Genomic DNA, 18,867 nt, shown 5'->3' on the forward strand with positions numbered 1-18,867 from the left:
GTAACATGCATTTATATTTATTCATCTAGAAGAATATTCTAAGTAGCCATCAGCTAATCACTGGTGGCTTTTTCATTTATGGAGACAGTCATGTCAGATAAAAAAGAAATAGCCACCCTATCTATAAAGATCTCAGTCGATAGCGCTGACTTAGACAAGTTGGAAGCGCAACTAAAGCGCATTGAAGGGCTGATGGTTAGCACGGGATTAAAACAGCCAGCAAGTGGTGGGTTTGTTGCGAGCCCGTTCTTTGTTAAAAATGGTCAGTTATCTATTAAAATAAATGCAATGCTTGAACTCAATCAGTCATAGCGCCATTTCAAACAACAAAATATTCCAAGGGCTACGCACTGCACGGTCTTTTTTTGTATATAGCCACCGCAAATCATCAAAAAATCACATAGTCACTTTAATGAAATTGCGGTTGGCTACATTGATACAGTCTATCAATTTAGTGAATTTTAAGGGGTAAGTAGCACTAATGTGTTAACTTGTTGAAACCTAACTTAGGTTCAATAAACCAGTGAATGGTTGAGTTAAAGGTTAATAAAAGAGCGATGCTGATAGTTGATAGCGTTAGTAGTATGACGACTAATGAGCTATATTCCACATGGAAATAAGTTAGGGTTTGTAAAAAAATAAAACAAATAATAGGATGAATCAAATAAACACCTAAAGCATTGTTTGATAGTTTAGCATATTTATCTGTTGATGAAGCGAAATAAATAATACTAGAACCTAAAACTATACTTATACAGAATTTTAAAATATAAATAACAAAAAAAGATGATAAAAAATCAGCGTGAGTACTGTTTATGATTAATCTATTGATACTTTCCTCATAATAAAGTGCGGCTATAGCCAAGGTTGTGCTGATTACAATTATCAAGTAAGGTTTTTTTCTAAGTGAGGATACTTTTTCATTATTAATAAAATAAGCGATGATAAAGAATGGGAAGTATATAATAATAGAGAAAAATTTTGATAAGTTAATTAAATAATTGTTGGCTAAATAAGAAAGAACCAATGATACCATCAAAATACAAGATAATATTGAAATGTTAGATTTTAATCTTGGTGGTAATAATAAAAAAAAAGCTTGCCAAACAGGAGTGGCTAAAAAAAACCATACTCCATTTTGAGGCTCAAGGATATAAACTTTCAAACTTAATTCGCCTGAAAAGTACAATGGAATTGCATCAACTGTTTGAAATGTTAAGTAAATTATAAAGGATGAAAGTAAGCTAAACTTCAAAGATTTCCACGTAGTATTTTTCGTTACGAATGCAACTATAAATACAAACATAGGAATTAATGTTAAGTCGAAAATATCAATAAGAAATGAAACCTTACTTTTATCAGCTAAATTTAAGTAGAAACTAAAAACAATAAAAGAACTCAATATGAGCTTCAAAGTAGGCCAATGTGGTTGGGTAATGTCATTTGACTCTGGCTTGATTTGTTGTTTCATATGGGCGCTCTTAATAGAAATTAGTTCATTATACTGCATTGATATACTTATTTAAAATGAATTCATTGGGTTAATTCAGAAACAGTTTCAATTTATCTTGAATAAATATTAGCTCTATGAATTTAAAGCTAAGCTACTGTAATTTATAATTTTTTATTGCCTGAAATCTACATCTATCCTAATATTTACCCTCTACACGCTGAGGGGGATTGATATGCGTAATTGGCTTGGGTACTTAATCTATTTCTCTATTATATTTGCTATAGCAAAATGCTCTATGACTATAGCTCCAAATGCCAACTTCCCGGGTTGATGTTTACCCTAGGAAACATGGGGTTCTTGGCTTGGGGTGACAGTGTTAATTGTCATCATATTTCTAATAACGTATTGCACTTTTACTGTATTCCCACACTATGTGCCACCAACTAATTAACTTCAATTTGCACTCCCTCTAAGCTAATATCATTGAAACTAATTGATGGGATGGTGAGATGAAAGGATACATAGTTACTACCTTGCTAATGATTACTAGCTTTGGTTTTAATGCACATTCGAGCAATAGCATTGACTCATTAGTAGCAGATACAAAAAGGTCTAATTATGGTGATTGGGATTTTATTTATGCTGAAAAAATGAACTATGACTTATGTAAGCTATCAGTAGAGGCTATTTATACGTCTGGTGCAATGGAGCATAAATTAACATCAATAAGTAACCTTAAATACACGTACACATTAACAACATGGACACCAAAACATGTAGTCAGGATTGATTGCAACGGACATGGTGGAAATATAATGATATTGACTGCTGATTATATTGTTCAATAGTTAATCTAGCCTGTCCTTGGTCTGGGTGGTTAAAGATATTTACTGCTCGATATCTAAAAACAGGCGCTTTAAATCGTAAGAATTTGCCATTGTTTACCTCTGCCATCATGATATTTATCAGTTATTTTTTGAGACTTATTCCCCTTAGCGCTTTCTCTTTCAATATAAGTTATACCGTTAGGCGGGGTAGGCTCACCTGAATTCACATCTCTATAATATAAAAATAGGTAAAAATCATGTCATGGGGTTGAAAAATGACAATTCGTTCTTATCTATATTGTGGGTAAGTCACCTTTACCCTAGTTCAATTAATATTGGAGGAGGAATTATGACTAACATTAGACCTTTTTCACTATTTCCAGCAATTTCTGACAATATGTTGTCGAATCGGTTTGATCAGATAGATCGCTTATTTAGCCAATTAACCGGAAGTAAGCCTGTATCAGTACCAGCCCAGACTTATAATCTAAAACAAATTGATGATAACCATTATGAGTTGACGGTTAGCGTTCCCGGATATCAGGAAAGTGATTTAACGGTATCATTGAAAGGAGGGCGCTTACTGGTAGAGGGGAAAAAAGAGGAAAAAATACAGGAGGATAATGAAAAATGGCTCCATCGTGGAATATCACAAGGACAATTCACTTTGCAATTCGATCTTGGTAAAAATGTAAAAATAGAGAAAGCTAATCTATCCAGTGGGTTACTGGCTATTAATATTGAATATGAACTGCCAGAAGAAGAGAAACCACAAATGATAGCGATTGAGAATAAAGATAATAAATAATCAATCTTAGTTATGTTGATGCAACAGGGCTGCACGTTATGTGTAGCCCTCATTAATTGATAACATGTTAAGGTATAGGCTATTTTATCAACACTGATTTATACCAAACTGACTATAAGAAATCAGCGGCTTTAAACTTCTCTAATACTTTAGCCTTTTGTTCTACAGTTAATGGGCGTAGCGGGCGACGCGGGTTACCTACATCAATACCATGTAATTGCATGGCAACTTTTCCGGCAGCCACACCACCGTATTCCACTAATACACGAATAATTGCAATGACTTTATCCATACATGCGGCGACACCTTGGTAATCACCTATGTTAAATTTTTCAATGATTTCAAGATAGAGGGGTGCAGCATAATTATAGGTACTTCCAACTGCACTTAATGCGCCACATGCTAACCCAGCAGGTATGAATTCATCGACTCCAAATGGGATATCATATTTACCCTCATTAACGCGTATACAGCGTTGGAATTCATACATATCAGGAGAGTTGAATTTCATACCAGATAAATTTGGGATAGTTGTACCCGCGACTTGTAAAAAACTCTCCATATCAATGTTTAAACCAGACATTGTAGAGTGATAGTAATAAAAACCTTTAGATGGGGCATTCTCAGCGGCTAAACGACAATATTCGACTAAATCATCCACATTACTGGGTTTAAAGAAGCAAGGACCAATGACGGATGTGGCACGAATATCTAATGTATCTGCATGACGAGCCAAGTCTATGGTGTCAGCGATACTTAATGCACCAGTATGAATAATTAACTCTAATCTTCCTTGGCTAGCCTTAGCCCAGCGCTCAGCCACTTTTTTACGCTCTTCAACAGAACAATGAATACCTTCCCCCGTTGTTCCTAATACATAAGCACCGCTTACACCACTTGCAATAAGATGTTCTGCGATTTTATCAATGACAGGGTAGTTTACACTACCATTGGCGGCAAAAGGTGTATGAGGCGCAGCAATTAATCCAGAGAGTTTGTTCATAATAAGTCCTTTGGAGGTTAGCTTCTTAATTTTTTTGAATTTGGAGTTTAACTCTATATTAGGGAGCATTAGCTGTGAACGCAATAACGAAATTCGCGTTGAAGGAAGATAAAAATGAAAGTGTGATCTTTAGCAGATTTCTGTTGAAAACCGATAAAAATGCATATTGAATTTAGGCAGAATTAATGCTCTTTAATGCATTGAGTGTCCGTAGTTTTTGTTCTTTTACCATATCAGGCTGAGCTTGAACAAGTAGGGTATACAATAAATCTAAAACAAACAATTGCGCCGTTTTTGTACCAATGGAGTCACCTTGTAATTTCCCTTGGCGATTACCATTAATCAAATGGTAATCAGCATATTCCATAATTTGTGATCCTAAATTATGTGTTAGTGCAATTGTGCATGCTCCTGCTTGTTGTGCAAGTTTTAATGCATGAACGGTTTCTGGAGAATTACCCGAATGGCTAATACCAATGGCGATATCACCTGGTTTTAAGAGGGACGCTTGCATATACATAAAATGGTTATTGGTAGCTGCATCAACACGATAGCCAATACGCATTAGCTTGTTTTTCAGATCTTCTGCGGTGATCCCCGAGGAGCCGACACCACAAATAAAAATATAATTTGACGAAAGCAATGCATTTACTGCCCCCTGTACTTGTTTTATATCAAGTAAATTCAAGGTCTCTGACAGCACGTTGTTGATAGTTGCTTGTAATTTTAAACCAATAGTGTGGATGTCATCTTGCTCACTCACTTCTGCATCCAAAATTGGCGATTCTTCACTATCTGATGTCGCCATTTCTATCGCTAAGTCCATTTTAAAGTCTTGGAAGCCTTTATAACCAAGAGCACGACAAAAACGTACAACAGTGGCTTCACCTGCTTTTGTCGCTTGGGAAAGTTGAGCTATGGAAAATTGTGTCGTTTCAACAGGATGAGACAAGATGTAATCAGCAATGCGCTGAGAAACACGCGTCAGGCTATTTTTCATCGCCCCTAACGTATCGAGTATTTTACCCGGTTTCAGTTTGGAAGCTGCCTGTGTTGTCATGTAAATTACCCTTGGTTGCAGAAGAGAGAGGTGAGACAAATTCTGCAAATAAGAGTACCAATTATAATCAGTTAAAAAAAGCCTTTAGTTTACAATTATGTGATGATGATAAAAACACTTTACTCTAAGAGTATTAATAGACAACTGATTGATACATTAGAAATAAAGTGTTTTCGTTAAAAGCAGACTAAATTAATTTGCTAATGTACTTAAGCGTACTTTGATAACTGCTTTCTTTACGGTGCTTTTTCCTCTTTTTGAAGTAATACCCGGTTTATGTGGTTCATAAGGCATAAAAATGACAAACATATTTGGTACTAACGATACTGTTTGGCAATATTCGATTGTATCAGCCAGTTGATAGTCATCCGCATCATTATAAGGTGTTACATTTTTAGCGGAATTTCGTATTCCATAATCTATTACTTCGTCACCGGATAGTAATATTTGCACGTCAATATAATGATGATGTAATTCAGCACTCTTTTGTTCACGGCCTTGGGTTTCGAATGTCATTACATTGACAAATGCATTATCACCATCAATAGGGTAGCTTCCCGGTTCTAAAGATGCAGGATTGAGTGCTAATGTTTTTTCGATTAGGTTGCGTAGGACTGAGTTTATTTCAGTCATTGTTGCCACATCGGATACATGACCAAACAACATAAGTAACTCCTATTAATTTTCGTGAATTTCACTATCATCTAGTGACACTTGTTTCGCAGCTGAGAAAAATGGCGCCGTAACCGCCCCCACAATAACCACTGACATTGCACCGATCACGCCATAGAAGAAAAAGTTAAGGTCACTAGCATAACGTGTCGCCAATACCGCAATGATACTTACAATAATACCTGCAACTGCACTGCCTGCATTCGCTCTTTTAATAAAAATACCTAGCATAAACAGCCCTGTCATGGGACCACCCATTAACCCAATTAGACTATTAAATGCATCCCATATTTCAGACTCATCAGATAAAACTAACCAAATAGTCGCTAAGCTGCTAAATACACCTGCAATAATAATTACCAACCTAGCAATTTTCATTTTCTGTTCAGCAAGGCGCTCAACTTTACTTAGGCGAATATAAATATCGGAATTAAAACAACTTGAAATACTATTTAAGCTACTGGATATACTCGATTGTGCGGCGGCAAAGATAGCTGCGATAATTAGCCCTGAAATACCGATAGGCATCTCTGTGACAATAAATAAGGGCAAAATTCCACCAGTATTAAAACCTTCAGGTAATAAGCTTGGGTTTTGTTTGTAATAGACAAATAGGGCTGAGCCAATGGCAAAGAAAAAAATAGGAACAATAGCAACTAATTTAGCATTAGTAATTAAAGTGCGTTTTGTTTGCTCAATAGAATCAGTAACAATGTAGCGTTGGACTACATCCTGACTTGCAGTAAATTGTTGAATATTTGCAAATAAAAAACCTATCATTAAAACTGGAATAGTACTGTCAGTCCAGCTCCATCGTAATTGTGCATCAGGGAAAAATTTATCGGCTTGAGCAGTTGCAGTATATATTTCACTTATCCCACCATCGACTTTAAAACAGATCACAATAAAGATTAAAACAGCACCGGCAGAGAGTAATAGCCCTTGGATAACATCAGTCCAAATAACACCTTCTATGCCGCCCATCCATGTATAAATAATACATAATAGGCTAATAAGGACAACTAATATAATAGGGTCAATCCCAATAAAAGGACGTAGTGCAAGTACAGTTAAATAAGTGATAATTGCAATTCGACCTATATGGAATAACATAAAGGATAAACTAGCAAATAAACGACTGCGTATATCAAAACGTGCTTCTAAATATTCATAAGCAGAAGTTATTTTTAATTTCCGAAAAAAAGGAATATAAAAATAAAATACTAAGGGCAAGATGGCGATTGCTAAATATTGACCAATAATAAAAGTCCAGTCTGAGGTATAAGCTTTTGCTGGAATTGACATAAAGGTAATTGAACTCAGAGTGGTTGCAAAAACAGAAACCCCAGCAGCCCAACCTGGAACTCGGCCACCTGCACGGAAATAATCATCTGCTGTTTTTTGGCGTTTTGAAAAATAAACACCAACAAGTAGCATTGCTGCTAAATAACCAAACAGTACTGCATAATTAACGAAACCAAAATCATGTAATTGCATTTTTTAGTCCTGCCATATGTAAGGTAGTAGGTAAAATGTACGACAGTTTTTTTATTGTTCTCTAGCCCAGAGAGCTGCGCCCCAAAGCCCTGCATTATGATGATAGTGGGCTGGTAAAACCGGTACTTGTAGCGCAGAAGGTTGCTGTGCAATAGTTGTTTGAATCAGTTCAATATAGCCATTAGCTAACCCAACACTACCGCCAAGAACAACGCAGTCGGCATCTGTTATTGCTTTAATATCTACAATTAAATTAGCGATGGTATTTGCTGAACGTTGAATAATTTCTTTTGCTTGTTTATTTCCCTGGTGATAGGCAGTAAAAATAGCTTTGGCATCATGACCAGCAAGTTCATCGATAGCTTGTGAAGCGATTGCACGACCAGAAGCGATGGCTTCAACACACCCATAACGCCCACACCCACAAATAGGTCCGTAGGGGTCTGCAATGGTATGGCCTAGGTGGCCTGCAACACCTCGCTTTCCGAGTTGAAGTTTCCCTTGTTGAATAAGCCCACCACCAACACCGGTTGATACGGTAATAAATGCCATATCGGAGATGGTTTCATGACGATAATGATATTCAGCCCATGCAGCAGCTTGAGCATCATTTAGTATCCAGCAGGGTAAACCAGTTAATGTGGAAAGTGTTTGTTTCAAATGAAAATCTTTTAAGCCACCTAAATTAGCAGGATTCAATGCGGTCAATATACCGCCACAAATGATCCCTGTTGAAGCTACAGCAACAGCATCAGCATGCGCTTTAAGTGGTGAGGTTATGAGCTTTAATGCTTCATATAGTTGTCGTGGTGAAGTGCTAGCAGGAGTCGTTATTTGAGTATGTTGTGTGAGTTGGTTATTTGGGTTAATTAATGCAGCCGAAATTTTTGTTCCTCCAATATCAATCGATAATATATTCATTTCACCAACTCCTGCTGTAATTTTAATGCCTGAGTAAACCAACTACAGACGTGCTCAAGGCGAGTTAATGCCGAACCGACAGTGACAGCCCAAGCCCCAGCATGCATGCCTCTCGCTGCAATAATTGGCGTGTTATAGCGGCCTTCAGCAATGACACGGCAGCCGTTTTCAGCTAAGGCTGTGACTAGCTGTAAGTCAGGTAATTTGGGAGGTTCTCCGCCAGTGTAGCCTGACATAGTTGAACCGATAAATTCTGTACCTAATGCATGGCAATACATCCCTTCATTGAAATTTGAGCAATCGGCCATCGCTAATTTACCTAAGTGATGTATGCGAGCGAGTAATTCATTGACAGGAACTGGTCGTAGACGGTCGGTGCCATCAAAAGCAATGATATCAGCACCTTCTAGCGCTAAGGCATCGACATCACTTAACCACGGGGTGATCCTTATAGGGCTATCCAGTAAATCACGTTTTACAATACCTATAATTGGAACATCAATAAGCGGGCGAGTGGCTTTTAGGTTTTTTATACCTTCGATTCGTACTGCGATAGCACCGGCATTTACTGCAGCTTGAGCCATTGCGGCCACAATTTCAGGCTTGTTCATTGGGCTATTATCAACAGGCTGACAAGATACAATTAGCCCACCTTTTTCTTGAATATCTTTAGTCATTTTTTCAATTAAGACCATATTGAGCTCACTTTTGTGAAATTTAACTCCGATTGATGTTATTTTATGGAGTTAAGTTTCTCAAATGAAAGAGTCGTAATCTGTGAATAAGATCAAATATTAATCCGGAATAATAAGCTCAAGATAAATAACCCAATAAATGAGAAATACATTATTTGGCTTATATTTCAATATGTTTTATGTGTTAAGGCAATACAACAACCCTTTACCATTGCGTATTTTAAATTGAAATAATACACAGTTGTATTCGGTAGGTGGCTTCTAGGTAGCGATATAACCATATAAAGATATAACGTGAGAATTGAGGTTAACAACGTAATGTATGCTCACGAATATCAATTGAAAGCGTTAAACATTGACGAAATTTTAGTTGTTTAGATAAGAAAAATAACTTCACTTATAGCTTGCGTGAAACTAGGGCTGGGGTTAAACCAACAGTTCTAGTCATCGCTTAGGTTCCTAGAATACAGCGATTTAATAGCTTAATTTTTACTCACAACACATGCTGTATTTTTGAAAGGTATAATAACCTAGCTTTATGACAAGTTTAACAGGATGTCGAACAGTTATAACATTTGAAGAAAAACCAATACTACTCATAATAGTATTGGTTTTTAATTAATTATTATATTTAACAATAATTGTTACATTTAATATGGATATTGGGTCGTCAATATAGTCAGTGAAACCTAGCTTAAAATAAAAGTTTTGCTATTCTATTCATATTCTCACTGTTATTTAATTAGAAGTTAGGAAAGTAGGATGAAATTTAAGCTTGGTAAGGTATCTATATTAAGAGCAATCATTATTATTTTTCTAATGGTGATATCATTTATTTTTGGTATATCAATGACTAAAACGATAAATTTTGACCCTATTGAACAGTCTAAAATCAATGTTGCTAACGTATTAGCATATCCAGATGCCGCTAACTTTAGGAATATGGAATATTTTTTCAGTAAAAAAACACAAAACGGGGGGCGTTTAGGCTATATCTGTGGTGAGGTTTTTATGTTTAATAATGATGATCTACCAGATGGGTTTAAACGTTTCGTTGTCAAAGTATATGAGCCACCTAAGGGGTTAATTCTTCTATCTTTTCCTATTATAGAGGGTGGTGATAATGCCTTACTATCTGAACGAATTGATGATGTCTGGAAACTATTTTGCCATGCGTAAATGCGCCATTTTACCTCTTAATTTAGGGGGTAGGAGACAGCTTATGGTTCTAAGTCCTGAGAAAAAGTCGTATCTTGTTAAATTTAGCGTCTATTTATTGTTTATCATTCAAGCAAAAATATAACAAGGCTCATTTGTAGGCTGGGGGAGAGAAACTCTCTGGAAAAGATGAGAAACCGGTATATTACAAACTAAAAATGGTTCCCTAGGATGGGATGGGTTATTGAACCAAAGAAATAGGGCGAAAATAAGCTTATAATCGTTATGAACAATCTTAAATTTGCATTATAATATCTAGATATATTTTTTATAATGGATGCAGTTTAGTGAAAAATGTTGGTAAATTTCTTAGTTTTATGGTTGTACTGCAGTATTCTTTGACTGCTGTCGTTATTTCACTATCCGCATTACTAATACAAAATTGGTTTTTTTTGTAATGTTAGAATAGGTTTATACCCTATTTATATTAAGAATATAATTTACCTGCCTATTTTTGCCCCCATTGAGGGGGAAGGTCTTAGCAAAATAGACTTAGACTTAGATATTGAATGAGTTTGCTGGGGTTCCTTCATATGAAGGATAGTGGTTTTATTAATGAGATAGTTCTAAAGTTTAGGCGATAATACATAAAAGTTAGCGATAATAAATATAGGTTTTATCTTTGTGTCTCTCATATTTGCTCATTAAATATGAATACGATATCAATAAATGCCTCTTTAAAAGAGGCATTTATTGTTTGTAATTAGCGAATTTTCATAGAGTTAATAACAGATTGTACCCCAGCAACTTTTCTTGTTGTTTCAATCGCTTTATTGACATCTGCTTGAGAGTTAACAAAACCACTGAGTTGGACTTGCCCTTTAAATGTTTCTACACTAATTTGCGTTGATTTTAAGTTTTTTTCAGCAAGTAAAGCTGATTTTACCTTTGTGGTTATGACCGTATCATCAATATAGCCGCCAGTGCCTTCACTTTTAGACGATGGTGCACAAGCTGTTAATGTAATGCCCATAAAGATAACGACCAGTATAGATGATATTGCTTTGAAGGCTTTCATATCAACTTCCCCTTATCAGTAAGTAACATCAGTTTTGCATTGGTTTTGATGTGATACAGAGTAAATGTACAACACTTTATACTTTTGTTAAAACTAAGAACACAGATAACATTGTTAAATATAATTGATGACTATAATTATGGCAAAATTTCATGAGAATTTTTTATGTTTTTGATTACAGTAAACTAATATATTAATATTTTATATTTGTTGATCAGTTTATAGTTATCAATGTCAAGGAGTAAGCTAACCATTGGAGCAGTGTTCAAAACTATGCTTAGCCTGTTTAATAGCATGTTTTTCTATATCCCTTAATGTTAAATTCATGGTATCCAACCCCTTGATATCTATTTTGAAACTATGAGTTGAGTTGTCATCCCCAATTAACGTTATGTTTAAACCAACAATTTTTGTGTTTTCTCCACAAATATTTATTTGTGTTAGGTTAAAACGCATGAGTTCACCTTTTTTATAATATAGCTTGATTATTTAATAATTACTTAAATAATCTACGTTAAGTAAACTTGTATTTCCTTAACAAAGGGTTAGATATTGTAACAAAAAGGAGGGGAGAATTAAAATAAGTACGAAAAAACAAGTTTTACACTGTATGGATAACACCATTTACGGGTGGCTGAATACCAATTTTTTGGTAACGGTTACTATTGGCTATTTTGATTATAAAGAGCATATAAACGTAAATTAGGTTTTATCGGCTGTTGCGTTACTTTTAATGGTGCAAGCAATAGAGCTTGGAAACTATCTATGGATAATATTCCTCCTTGATGATTTTTGCATTTAACGCGTTGGTAAGTTATCTAACTTACCAAGAACAATGGCATATCCGAGATATCTAATATTAAATTGCGGAGTACCTAGCTTGCTTACGCTGAGGGCGTTAGCTAAAAATAGTTACTAATTAACTAGATACAAAATGAGACTAAAGGGGGGATAAGGAGTGAAAAAAAGCCCCTGCAAGCAGGGGTATCTAATGGAAATGTAGATTTATAGTTATTGTTATAGCTGCCTATAGTTTAAATGGGCAACTACAAGATGATACCAGTGATTATGTTTTAAACCAAATTAGAGTATGTGTTTAGATAGAAAAAATTTTTGGGGGATAATTTAGGGAGATTAATGTTGCAAAAACCCGTATTGTGCTGTGCAGTCAACAATAAATGCGACAAATTGGCCGTTATTTTAATGATGATTACCGTGCTATTGTTACAATAGGTGAGTAATAGCAGAACGATTGTTAACAGGAAGGTTGTGGTTAAAATATTACATATGTCAGTATGAAAGTTAATAACTCAGACTTTGGCTTGAAATGAAAAATAAAAGACCCATAACAATTAGGGAATAGCTTTTGTCACTAAGGAAAAATAATGAATAATATGCAACTAGTAAAACAAGCATTGAATGCAGTATTGGGAGAAGATATTGGTTCAAGGTCTGTTGCTCAAAAATACTTTTCAGATGAATATATCCAAATTGTTGATGGTAAAAAAATTAATTTTAATGAGTTTATCGCGCATTTACAGGTACTGAAACAGGCAACTCAGTCTATAACTATAACCATTAAATCGATAGCGGAAGGGGAAAGTTGTGTACATACCCAGCATTTAGCAAAAGCGATTAAAAAAGATGGTTCAGTTAGCGAGTTCGAAGTATTTGCCTGTTTCCAGATTGCTAATAATAAGATCATACGTTGTGAAGAATTAACAAGAATGCTAAAAGGTGCCGGTGCAGACCAAGATTTAGGCTCAAGAACTTAACATTGATTATTTAAATACAAAATAAAGCTCAGTTTAAAAACTGAGCTTTATAAATTCTATGTATGCGATTAACTAGGGTAGGTTAGTTGTAACCCTGCGCCAACTTCTTGAACAGCAGCATATTGGGCTAGGTGTATTTTTGCATTGAGGTCAGTGCAGTGGCATGGGTGAATGTGCATTAAATCTTGCTGATTAAAGTAATTTCCGGTGCATTCTAAAACTTCTTTCGAGGCTTGTTGTAGATGGAACCCTCCGATTACAGTAACTATTTTATTAATCCCTGTTACCTTTTTAGCGTACTCTGTAATATTACAAATTCCTGAGTGGGAACAGCCTGTTATCACAATCAGTCCTTCAGTTGTTTTGATAGCAAGTGCAGAGTCATCAAGGACATAGTCATCAACCTCGTTGTTATCATTATCGAGGGTGGTTCCAATGGGCTCTTGCCCTTCAAAGTTATTTTCTCGGGGGATTTGCCCTAAAAACACGATATTGTTTGAAAGGTAATAAGGTTCAGTCGTTTCAATACAATCAAAATAGGCAGATAAAATATCTTTTGGAGTATTCGCTCCAATCACTTTGGACTGAAATTTTTTTTGTATAAGTGCATCAGGATGGTAAATAAGCTTTTTCGTTTGCTGTGCTTCAATATTACGGCGGTCAAAATGTTGGATTAGGTGCCCTAAGCCCCATGTATGGTCATTATGCCCATGGGAAAGTACAAGATCAGTAATATTAGCAAGGTCGATATTTAAAATGTGTGCATTATCAATAAAGATGTTGGAATAGCCAGTGTCGAATAATATTTTTTTTCCATCGGCTTCGATATGGTAACAAACGCCGGGCTCCCCGCAAAAATAACTATCGATTAAGGTATTGTTGTCGACAAGGACAGTAATTTTTATTGTCATCATTAGCTCATTGTTATTAGTTCAGAAGTCATCGGGATATGTTATATCAGATAAAAAGTAAAAAATATTCAATGACTACTAAATTGACGCTTAGAAAGTAAAGTATTAAAGAGGAGGAACTATGAATAGGTATTGTCAAGGAAATTGCCCTATAAAGAACAATTTCCTTGATGACTGCTATTGTAAATGGTTAAGTTTAGATTAGTCTTTTACCTCACTAACATCACTAGTTTCTAATTCTTCCCCATCTTTAGGCTCAGTATGGAAAATAGAAATAATTTCTTCCAGTAAATCAGATTGAGATTCTAAGGCTTTTAATGATGACTGTAATTCACGGGTCATTGAAGCATTAGCTTGTGTTGTACTATCTAGCTCGTTAATAGCTAAATGAATTTGGCTAACACCGTGAGTTTGTTCGTTGGAGGCGAGAGCAACGCTTTGGATCATTTCATTAATGTTCGATGTATCTTGGGCAATCGAAACGATATTGTCATTTGCATCGGCAGCTAGTTGGAAACAATGATTAATTTTATCATTTGAGTTATTAATCAAGAGCTTAATTTCTTTTGAAGCTTGAGTGCAACTAATGGATAACTCACGCACTTCATTAGCAACCACAGCAAACCCTTTACCATGTTCACCTACTCGAGCAGCTTCAACTGCAGCATTCAAGGCTAATAAATTAGTTTGAAAGGCAATATTATCGATGGTGGAAGTGATTTTGCTAATCTCTTTAGAGAAATCGACGATATCATCCATATTTTCTACGACATCAGAAATCAGTTCATTACTTTTTTCAATTGTGACACTCGTCGCCGACATGAGCTGGCATGACTGGTTGGTATTAGCCGTATTTAATTTAAATGAGGAGTCCAGCTCTTCTACACTCGCCGCAGTTTCCACAATCGCAGCTGCTTGTTGGTCTGCACGAATGGAAAGGTCGTGATTCATTTGAGTAATATCACTCAGTTCAACTTTGATGTGGTGAGTGTTGTCATAAATATTTGTTACAATATCGACTAGCTTACTTTGCATGTTAGAAACATGCTGCTTTAATAGTTTTATTTCAAATAAGCCCCGATTATCAAAACTATGGTAGAGAATACCCTGACTTACTTTTTCAATACCATCAATAACTTGGTTTAATGGTCGAATAAAGAAAAACTGTAAAATAAACCGGATAAACAAGGTTACAAGGGTAATTATCGTCATGATGACTATTAGCCCTATGATGCTTTGTTTATACAGCTGTTCACTCGCTACAGCAATATCGTGATAGTTTGCATTTAATTGCTGATGGTAATTAATGTAGTTTTTTTCGAACGTATCTTGGAACCCTTGGGTGGGCTGATTTAAAAAATCATACGTTTTACCTTGTACTAAAAAGACCGAGAGCTCATTTAAGGCGGCATAGAGTTCTTTATAAGCCTTTTCTAATTCAGAATAAGCTTCACTATTTTTATAGAGAGAAGATGAGGAAAACGCTTTCCAGTAACTATCAGTCTCTACCATTTTTTTATGATAAAACTCAATAAGACTATCAATATCAGTATTGGATGTTTTCATCTTGTTGATGATAAGTAAATGTCGAGAACTGGCGCGGTTTAAGGTGTTTCTAGCTTGTAATAACGATTGCCATGTGTTGTTTAATTCTGTTTGTTCATTATAAATAGTATCGAGTTTAGTTAATGTGGTTTGATACTGCTTTAAAGAACTAAAGAAAAACCAGCAAGTTGAAAGCAATAGAACAATAAGAAGCCCTGAGATTAACCAAACAAGGGTAGTTGTTTTAAAACCGGATAAAGCAAATTTAGCTGAGCTAAATTTAGTTATTTTTGAAGTATCAGACATCATTAATTATTTCCTTTCATACCATCGAGTAGTATGTTTGCACACATACAAATTCCGACTTCTAAACATAACGTTGTTAACCTCGAGCATATTCAAGCAGTCCGATAGCTAAAAAGTTATATGTAGTCACGCGAAAGCATCAGGCGTAGGGACTAATTGAATGTATCGGCACCAATTCCGGATACTTTATATTCAACAATTTGACTTAGCTCATAAAATTGAATAAAAAATAAGTGTTTTTACGCATGCGGGAGGAGTGGTGTTACAAAAGGCAAATAATTTGTGCATTATTGGTAGCTAGAATGTAGTTATCATTCTTTTAATCGAAGATAATCACATTCTAAGCTTAATTTAACTTTTGAGTGTCTTATGTTGTCATTATTTTTTAAATGCATTTTAGGTGCTTTAGCGGTGCTAATTATTGCGTTATTATCTCGTAGTAAAATTTATTATATTGCTGGATTAGTTCCTTTATTTCCTACATTTGCCTTAATAGCTCATGTTATTGTGGTACAAGAACAAGGAACGGAAGCGCTAAAAAAAACAGCTTTATTTGGCTTATGGTCTCTCATCCCTTATGCAATGTACTTATTAACCGTGTATTTGTTTGCAACTAAAATGACGGCCTTGGCAAGCTTAAGTCTTGCTACGGTTGTATGGGTAATTACAGCGATAATATTAGTTTATATATGGCAACTTGCTCAGTGAATTATATTAAAAATAGCCACTAGGTTATTTAAATATATTGACATAAGGTTCCTATATTTAGTGTATTATGTGAAAAAAAGAATTCCATGATTTTAAGAGTCGCAAAATATTAAGGCTAAACTATAATGATATGTAGTGTTCTCCATAGAGCTTTAAGATAAAAATGTTATTAAGATCCTTAGTTTTACTATTAGTCGCTGGTTGTGCGTATATTGCGGGTATTATGACAGAACTCGCATTAGATCCTGAATTAGATACTGAAAGTCGAGTAAAAAGCTCTGTCGAGGATTTTCTTGCTTACCCATCAGCGGCAAATTATAAAAATGTTCAGTACTATGTATTAACAAAAAGTGATGAAGGGGACGAAACAGGTTATTACTGCGGTGAGGTTTTTGGCTTTGAGAATGAGCTACCTCATGGGTATAAAAGATTTATTATACGCTTACATAAAAATAGAGCTGGGAAGGTGATGGTATCCATTCCTTTCGTAGAAAAAACAGATGATATAATCCCCCCTGAACAATTTGAGGCAGTATGGGATAGATACTGCCATAGAGCTTAGCATCCTATTGCTCGTTAACGGTAAGTTAACGAGTTCTTATAAAGCTAATTTGTTTTGATGGCCAAAGTGGCTAAAAAAGTTGGCAAATAATTATCAATAACAAACCGTGGGTTGGGTTGCCAGTCTTCTTCAAAGCCCACAATATGAAAACCTACTTTCAGTTGCCCGCCAATTAAATCAGTTAATGAGTGACCAAAGACAAAAGCGTCTTGGTTAGCTTGTTTTTGTGCTATTTGTTCGGAGGATAAGGTGGCTAGCTCAGAAAATGGCATCTTATAGGATGGTTTAATAATACCTTGTTCATCGTAATGTTTATTTCGTTCTCCAACAAAAACTATTGGATTAAAGAAACTGGATAATAACCGGCCATTAGGTTTTAAAATGCGATAACACTCCTGCCAAACAGGTGTAACGTCCGGAATATACAGATTAGAGATGGGATGGAATATTATATCAAATGTTTCATTCGCAAAAATATCTAATGAGCGCATATCCCCTTGAACTGTTTTCAATGTTAAGTTATCTCTTTCGGCGACTTTTTGGTCTTTTTCAAGTTGCTTTTGAGATAAATCGAAAACAGTGACATCTGCCCCAGCAGCTGCTAATACAGGGGCCTGTTGCCCCCCTGCGGAGGCTAAACACAGGATCTTCTGACCATTAATATTGCCTAACCAAGTTTCATCAACGGGGCTAGGTGTAAGATGGACTTTCCATTTCCCTTGTTTAGCGTCATTAATAGTCTGTGAGTCAACAGGAGTTGACCAAGCTAATTGTAATTCTGCTTGTTTATCCCAAGCTTGTTGATTTGTAGTTATGATATCAATCATAAAGTGTACTCCAAAATACAATAATTTGTTCTAGTGTAATAGATAGACGGAAAAACTGAAACAAAAAAGTGTACCAATTAGTACAATTTAATTTCCTATTACGAGATAATAGTGCGTCCCCTGAAAGTCAAAACTGGCAACGTTATGCATACCTATTTTTAAATGTGCGGCAAGAGACCTGTGGTTAGCCGCATTGATGAAAGCCACAGGTTTTCCGGTATTGAAAGCACATATGTTGTCGTAAAGAGATTTGAGAATATTGTTTCCTCTATAATTAATATCAATACATACAGGGCCATAGAACCAATTGCCATTCATTAGCCCACTGTTTTGTTCAAGAATTAAATGGGCGATAGGGGGTAATGCGGTAGATGTGCTGGCAAAGCTAAATACAACGCCAATAATTTTTTCAGCGTCACGTGCAACAAATGTTGATAAGCTATTGGCATACATTGCACCCACTTTGGGTAATGGGTACTCCCCTAAAAGACCACCTTGCTGAGATTCGGCATTAGCTTGTAATAATATTGCAACTTCAGGGCAATCTGCTTGTGTCATTAATTCATATTTAATCTTCATTATTACCTCTAACAGGGGAAAATAGGTTTGGGCAGATGGAATAAACGCTTTGGGTGGGATAAGATTGTAATGTGATGTTATTCAACTCATAATAGCGGCCTCAAATTTCTGGCTTATTAAAATAGAATGCTAACTAAACTTTACCCCGTATTTTTACTTGTAATTTCAAATGTATTTATGATGTTTGCTTGGTATGGTCATTTGAAATTTACAACGAAGCCGTTGTATATAGTCATTTTTTTTAGTTGGTTAATTGCATTGGTAGAATATTGTTTCGCTGTACCAGCCAATCGGCTAGGGCATCAATATTATACTGCGGCTGAATTGAAAACGATGCAAGAGGTAATAACGCTCTGTGTTTTCGTTCTATTCTCAGTATTGTATTTGGGAGAAAGTTTTACGGTTAACCATGTGATTGGTTTTATTCTTATTTTTGCAGGAGCTTTTTTTATTTTTAAGGGGCCATTTTAATTAATAAAGTA

20 protein-coding genes are annotated in these 18,867 nt (G+C 35.5%); 7 read left to right on the plus strand and 13 right to left on the minus strand.

The window, feature by feature from the left end:
• The first annotated feature begins 90 nt into the window (after positions 1 to 90).
• On the plus strand, positions 91 to 312 hold the full coding sequence (locus M1F14_RS12810) for a hypothetical protein (protein ID WP_131680731.1): 222 nt from the start codon (positions 91 to 93) through the stop codon (positions 310 to 312).
• A gap of 166 nt (positions 313 to 478) precedes the next feature.
• On the opposite strand, the gene M1F14_RS12815 is transcribed toward M1F14_RS12810, so the two are convergent.
• Positions 479 to 1,471 (minus strand): hypothetical protein, encoded by a 993-nt coding sequence (locus M1F14_RS12815; RefSeq protein WP_042843477.1) that lies wholly within the window; start codon positions 1,469 to 1,471, stop codon positions 479 to 481.
• A gap of 1,158 nt (positions 1,472 to 2,629) precedes the next feature.
• Between M1F14_RS12815 and M1F14_RS12820 the strand changes: the two genes are divergently transcribed.
• A complete protein-coding gene (locus M1F14_RS12820; protein WP_042843480.1) occupies positions 2,630 to 3,088 on the plus strand; it encodes an Hsp20 family protein in 459 nt (152 codons plus the stop codon).
• 112 nt (positions 3,089 to 3,200) lie between these two features.
• Here M1F14_RS12820 and M1F14_RS12825 read toward each other — a convergent pair whose 3' ends face one another.
• The 6 genes from M1F14_RS12825 to M1F14_RS12850 form a co-directional block, all read right to left on the minus strand.
• Complete coding sequence (locus M1F14_RS12825; RefSeq protein WP_129466004.1) at positions 3,201 to 4,091, minus strand: dihydrodipicolinate synthase family protein; 891 nt, start codon at positions 4,089 to 4,091, stop codon at positions 3,201 to 3,203.
• A gap of 172 nt (positions 4,092 to 4,263) precedes the next feature.
• Entirely contained in the window at positions 4,264 to 5,151 is an 888-nt protein-coding gene (locus tag M1F14_RS12830) for a MurR/RpiR family transcriptional regulator (protein WP_042843482.1), read from the minus strand.
• Positions 5,152 to 5,343: 192 nt separating this feature from the next.
• Complete coding sequence (gene nanQ / locus M1F14_RS12835) at positions 5,344 to 5,817, minus strand: N-acetylneuraminate anomerase (RefSeq protein WP_129466003.1); 474 nt, start codon at positions 5,815 to 5,817, stop codon at positions 5,344 to 5,346.
• A gap of 12 nt (positions 5,818 to 5,829) precedes the next feature.
• Positions 5,830 to 7,320 (minus strand): sodium:solute symporter, encoded by a 1,491-nt coding sequence (locus M1F14_RS12840; protein WP_131680730.1) that lies wholly within the window; start codon positions 7,318 to 7,320, stop codon positions 5,830 to 5,832.
• 51 nt (positions 7,321 to 7,371) lie between these two features.
• Positions 7,372 to 8,241: an N-acetylmannosamine kinase gene (locus M1F14_RS12845; protein WP_048607387.1), complete on the minus strand. Its 870-nt coding sequence runs from the start codon at positions 8,239 to 8,241 to the stop codon at positions 7,372 to 7,374.
• The gene (locus M1F14_RS12850; protein ID WP_048607385.1) at positions 8,238 to 8,936 is read right to left on the minus strand and encodes an N-acetylmannosamine-6-phosphate 2-epimerase; all 699 of its coding nucleotides are present in this window, start codon (positions 8,934 to 8,936) and stop codon (positions 8,238 to 8,240) included. Before M1F14_RS12850 ends, M1F14_RS12845 begins: the two co-directional genes overlap by 4 nt.
• Before the next feature lie 762 nt (positions 8,937 to 9,698).
• Between M1F14_RS12850 and M1F14_RS12855 the strand changes: the two genes are divergently transcribed.
• Complete coding sequence (locus M1F14_RS12855; protein WP_042843488.1) at positions 9,699 to 10,115, plus strand: hypothetical protein; 417 nt, start codon at positions 9,699 to 9,701, stop codon at positions 10,113 to 10,115.
• Positions 10,116 to 10,857: 742 nt separating this feature from the next.
• Here the strand turns inward: M1F14_RS12855 and M1F14_RS12860 are convergent.
• Both M1F14_RS12860 and M1F14_RS12865 read right to left on the minus strand, forming a co-directional pair.
• Positions 10,858 to 11,172 carry a BON domain-containing protein gene (locus M1F14_RS12860; RefSeq protein ID WP_042843490.1) on the minus strand — a complete coding sequence of 105 codons (315 nt, stop codon included), beginning with the start codon at positions 11,170 to 11,172 and terminating at the stop codon, positions 10,858 to 10,860.
• A gap of 246 nt (positions 11,173 to 11,418) precedes the next feature.
• Positions 11,419 to 11,628, minus strand: a complete 210-nt coding sequence (locus M1F14_RS12865) for a hypothetical protein (RefSeq protein WP_042843491.1) — start codon at positions 11,626 to 11,628, stop codon at positions 11,419 to 11,421.
• A gap of 929 nt (positions 11,629 to 12,557) precedes the next feature.
• Here M1F14_RS12865 and M1F14_RS12870 point away from each other — a divergent pair.
• On the plus strand, positions 12,558 to 12,947 hold the full coding sequence (locus M1F14_RS12870; RefSeq protein WP_042843492.1) for a limonene-1,2-epoxide hydrolase family protein: 390 nt from the start codon (positions 12,558 to 12,560) through the stop codon (positions 12,945 to 12,947).
• A gap of 68 nt (positions 12,948 to 13,015) precedes the next feature.
• Here M1F14_RS12870 and M1F14_RS12875 read toward each other — a convergent pair whose 3' ends face one another.
• Positions 13,016 to 13,858 (minus strand): MBL fold metallo-hydrolase, encoded by an 843-nt coding sequence (locus M1F14_RS12875; RefSeq protein ID WP_071548156.1) that lies wholly within the window; start codon positions 13,856 to 13,858, stop codon positions 13,016 to 13,018.
• A gap of 201 nt (positions 13,859 to 14,059) precedes the next feature.
• Positions 14,060 to 15,712, minus strand: a complete 1,653-nt coding sequence (locus tag M1F14_RS12880) for a methyl-accepting chemotaxis protein (RefSeq protein WP_042843496.1) — start codon at positions 15,710 to 15,712, stop codon at positions 14,060 to 14,062.
• A 366-nt stretch (positions 15,713 to 16,078) separates the two neighbouring features.
• Here M1F14_RS12880 and M1F14_RS12885 point away from each other — a divergent pair, with 366 nt between their 5' ends.
• Positions 16,079 to 16,417, plus strand: coding sequence for a GlpM family protein (locus M1F14_RS12885; RefSeq protein ID WP_042843497.1), 339 nt, complete (start codon positions 16,079 to 16,081; stop codon positions 16,415 to 16,417).
• Positions 16,418 to 16,580: 163 nt separating this feature from the next.
• Positions 16,581 to 16,979 carry a hypothetical protein gene (locus M1F14_RS12890; RefSeq protein ID WP_042843498.1) on the plus strand — a complete coding sequence of 133 codons (399 nt, stop codon included), beginning with the start codon at positions 16,581 to 16,583 and terminating at the stop codon, positions 16,977 to 16,979.
• A 44-nt stretch (positions 16,980 to 17,023) separates the two neighbouring features.
• On the opposite strand, the gene M1F14_RS12895 is transcribed toward M1F14_RS12890, so the two are convergent.
• Both M1F14_RS12895 and M1F14_RS12900 read right to left on the minus strand, forming a co-directional pair.
• The gene (locus M1F14_RS12895; RefSeq protein ID WP_071548155.1) at positions 17,024 to 17,806 is read right to left on the minus strand and encodes a class I SAM-dependent methyltransferase; all 783 of its coding nucleotides are present in this window, start codon (positions 17,804 to 17,806) and stop codon (positions 17,024 to 17,026) included.
• An 87-nt stretch (positions 17,807 to 17,893) separates the two neighbouring features.
• A complete protein-coding gene (locus tag M1F14_RS12900; protein WP_042843500.1) occupies positions 17,894 to 18,385 on the minus strand; it encodes a hypothetical protein in 492 nt (163 codons plus the stop codon).
• Between the two features lie 126 nt (positions 18,386 to 18,511).
• Here M1F14_RS12900 and M1F14_RS12905 point away from each other — a divergent pair, with 126 nt between their 5' ends.
• The gene (locus tag M1F14_RS12905) at positions 18,512 to 18,856 is read left to right on the plus strand and encodes a DMT family protein (RefSeq protein ID WP_042843501.1); all 345 of its coding nucleotides are present in this window, start codon (positions 18,512 to 18,514) and stop codon (positions 18,854 to 18,856) included.
• Positions 18,857 to 18,867 lie beyond the last annotated feature (11 nt).

This window comes from Providencia sp. PROV003 (assembly GCF_045040775.1).
Classification (GTDB): domain Bacteria; phylum Pseudomonadota; class Gammaproteobacteria; order Enterobacterales; family Enterobacteriaceae; genus Providencia; species Providencia huashanensis.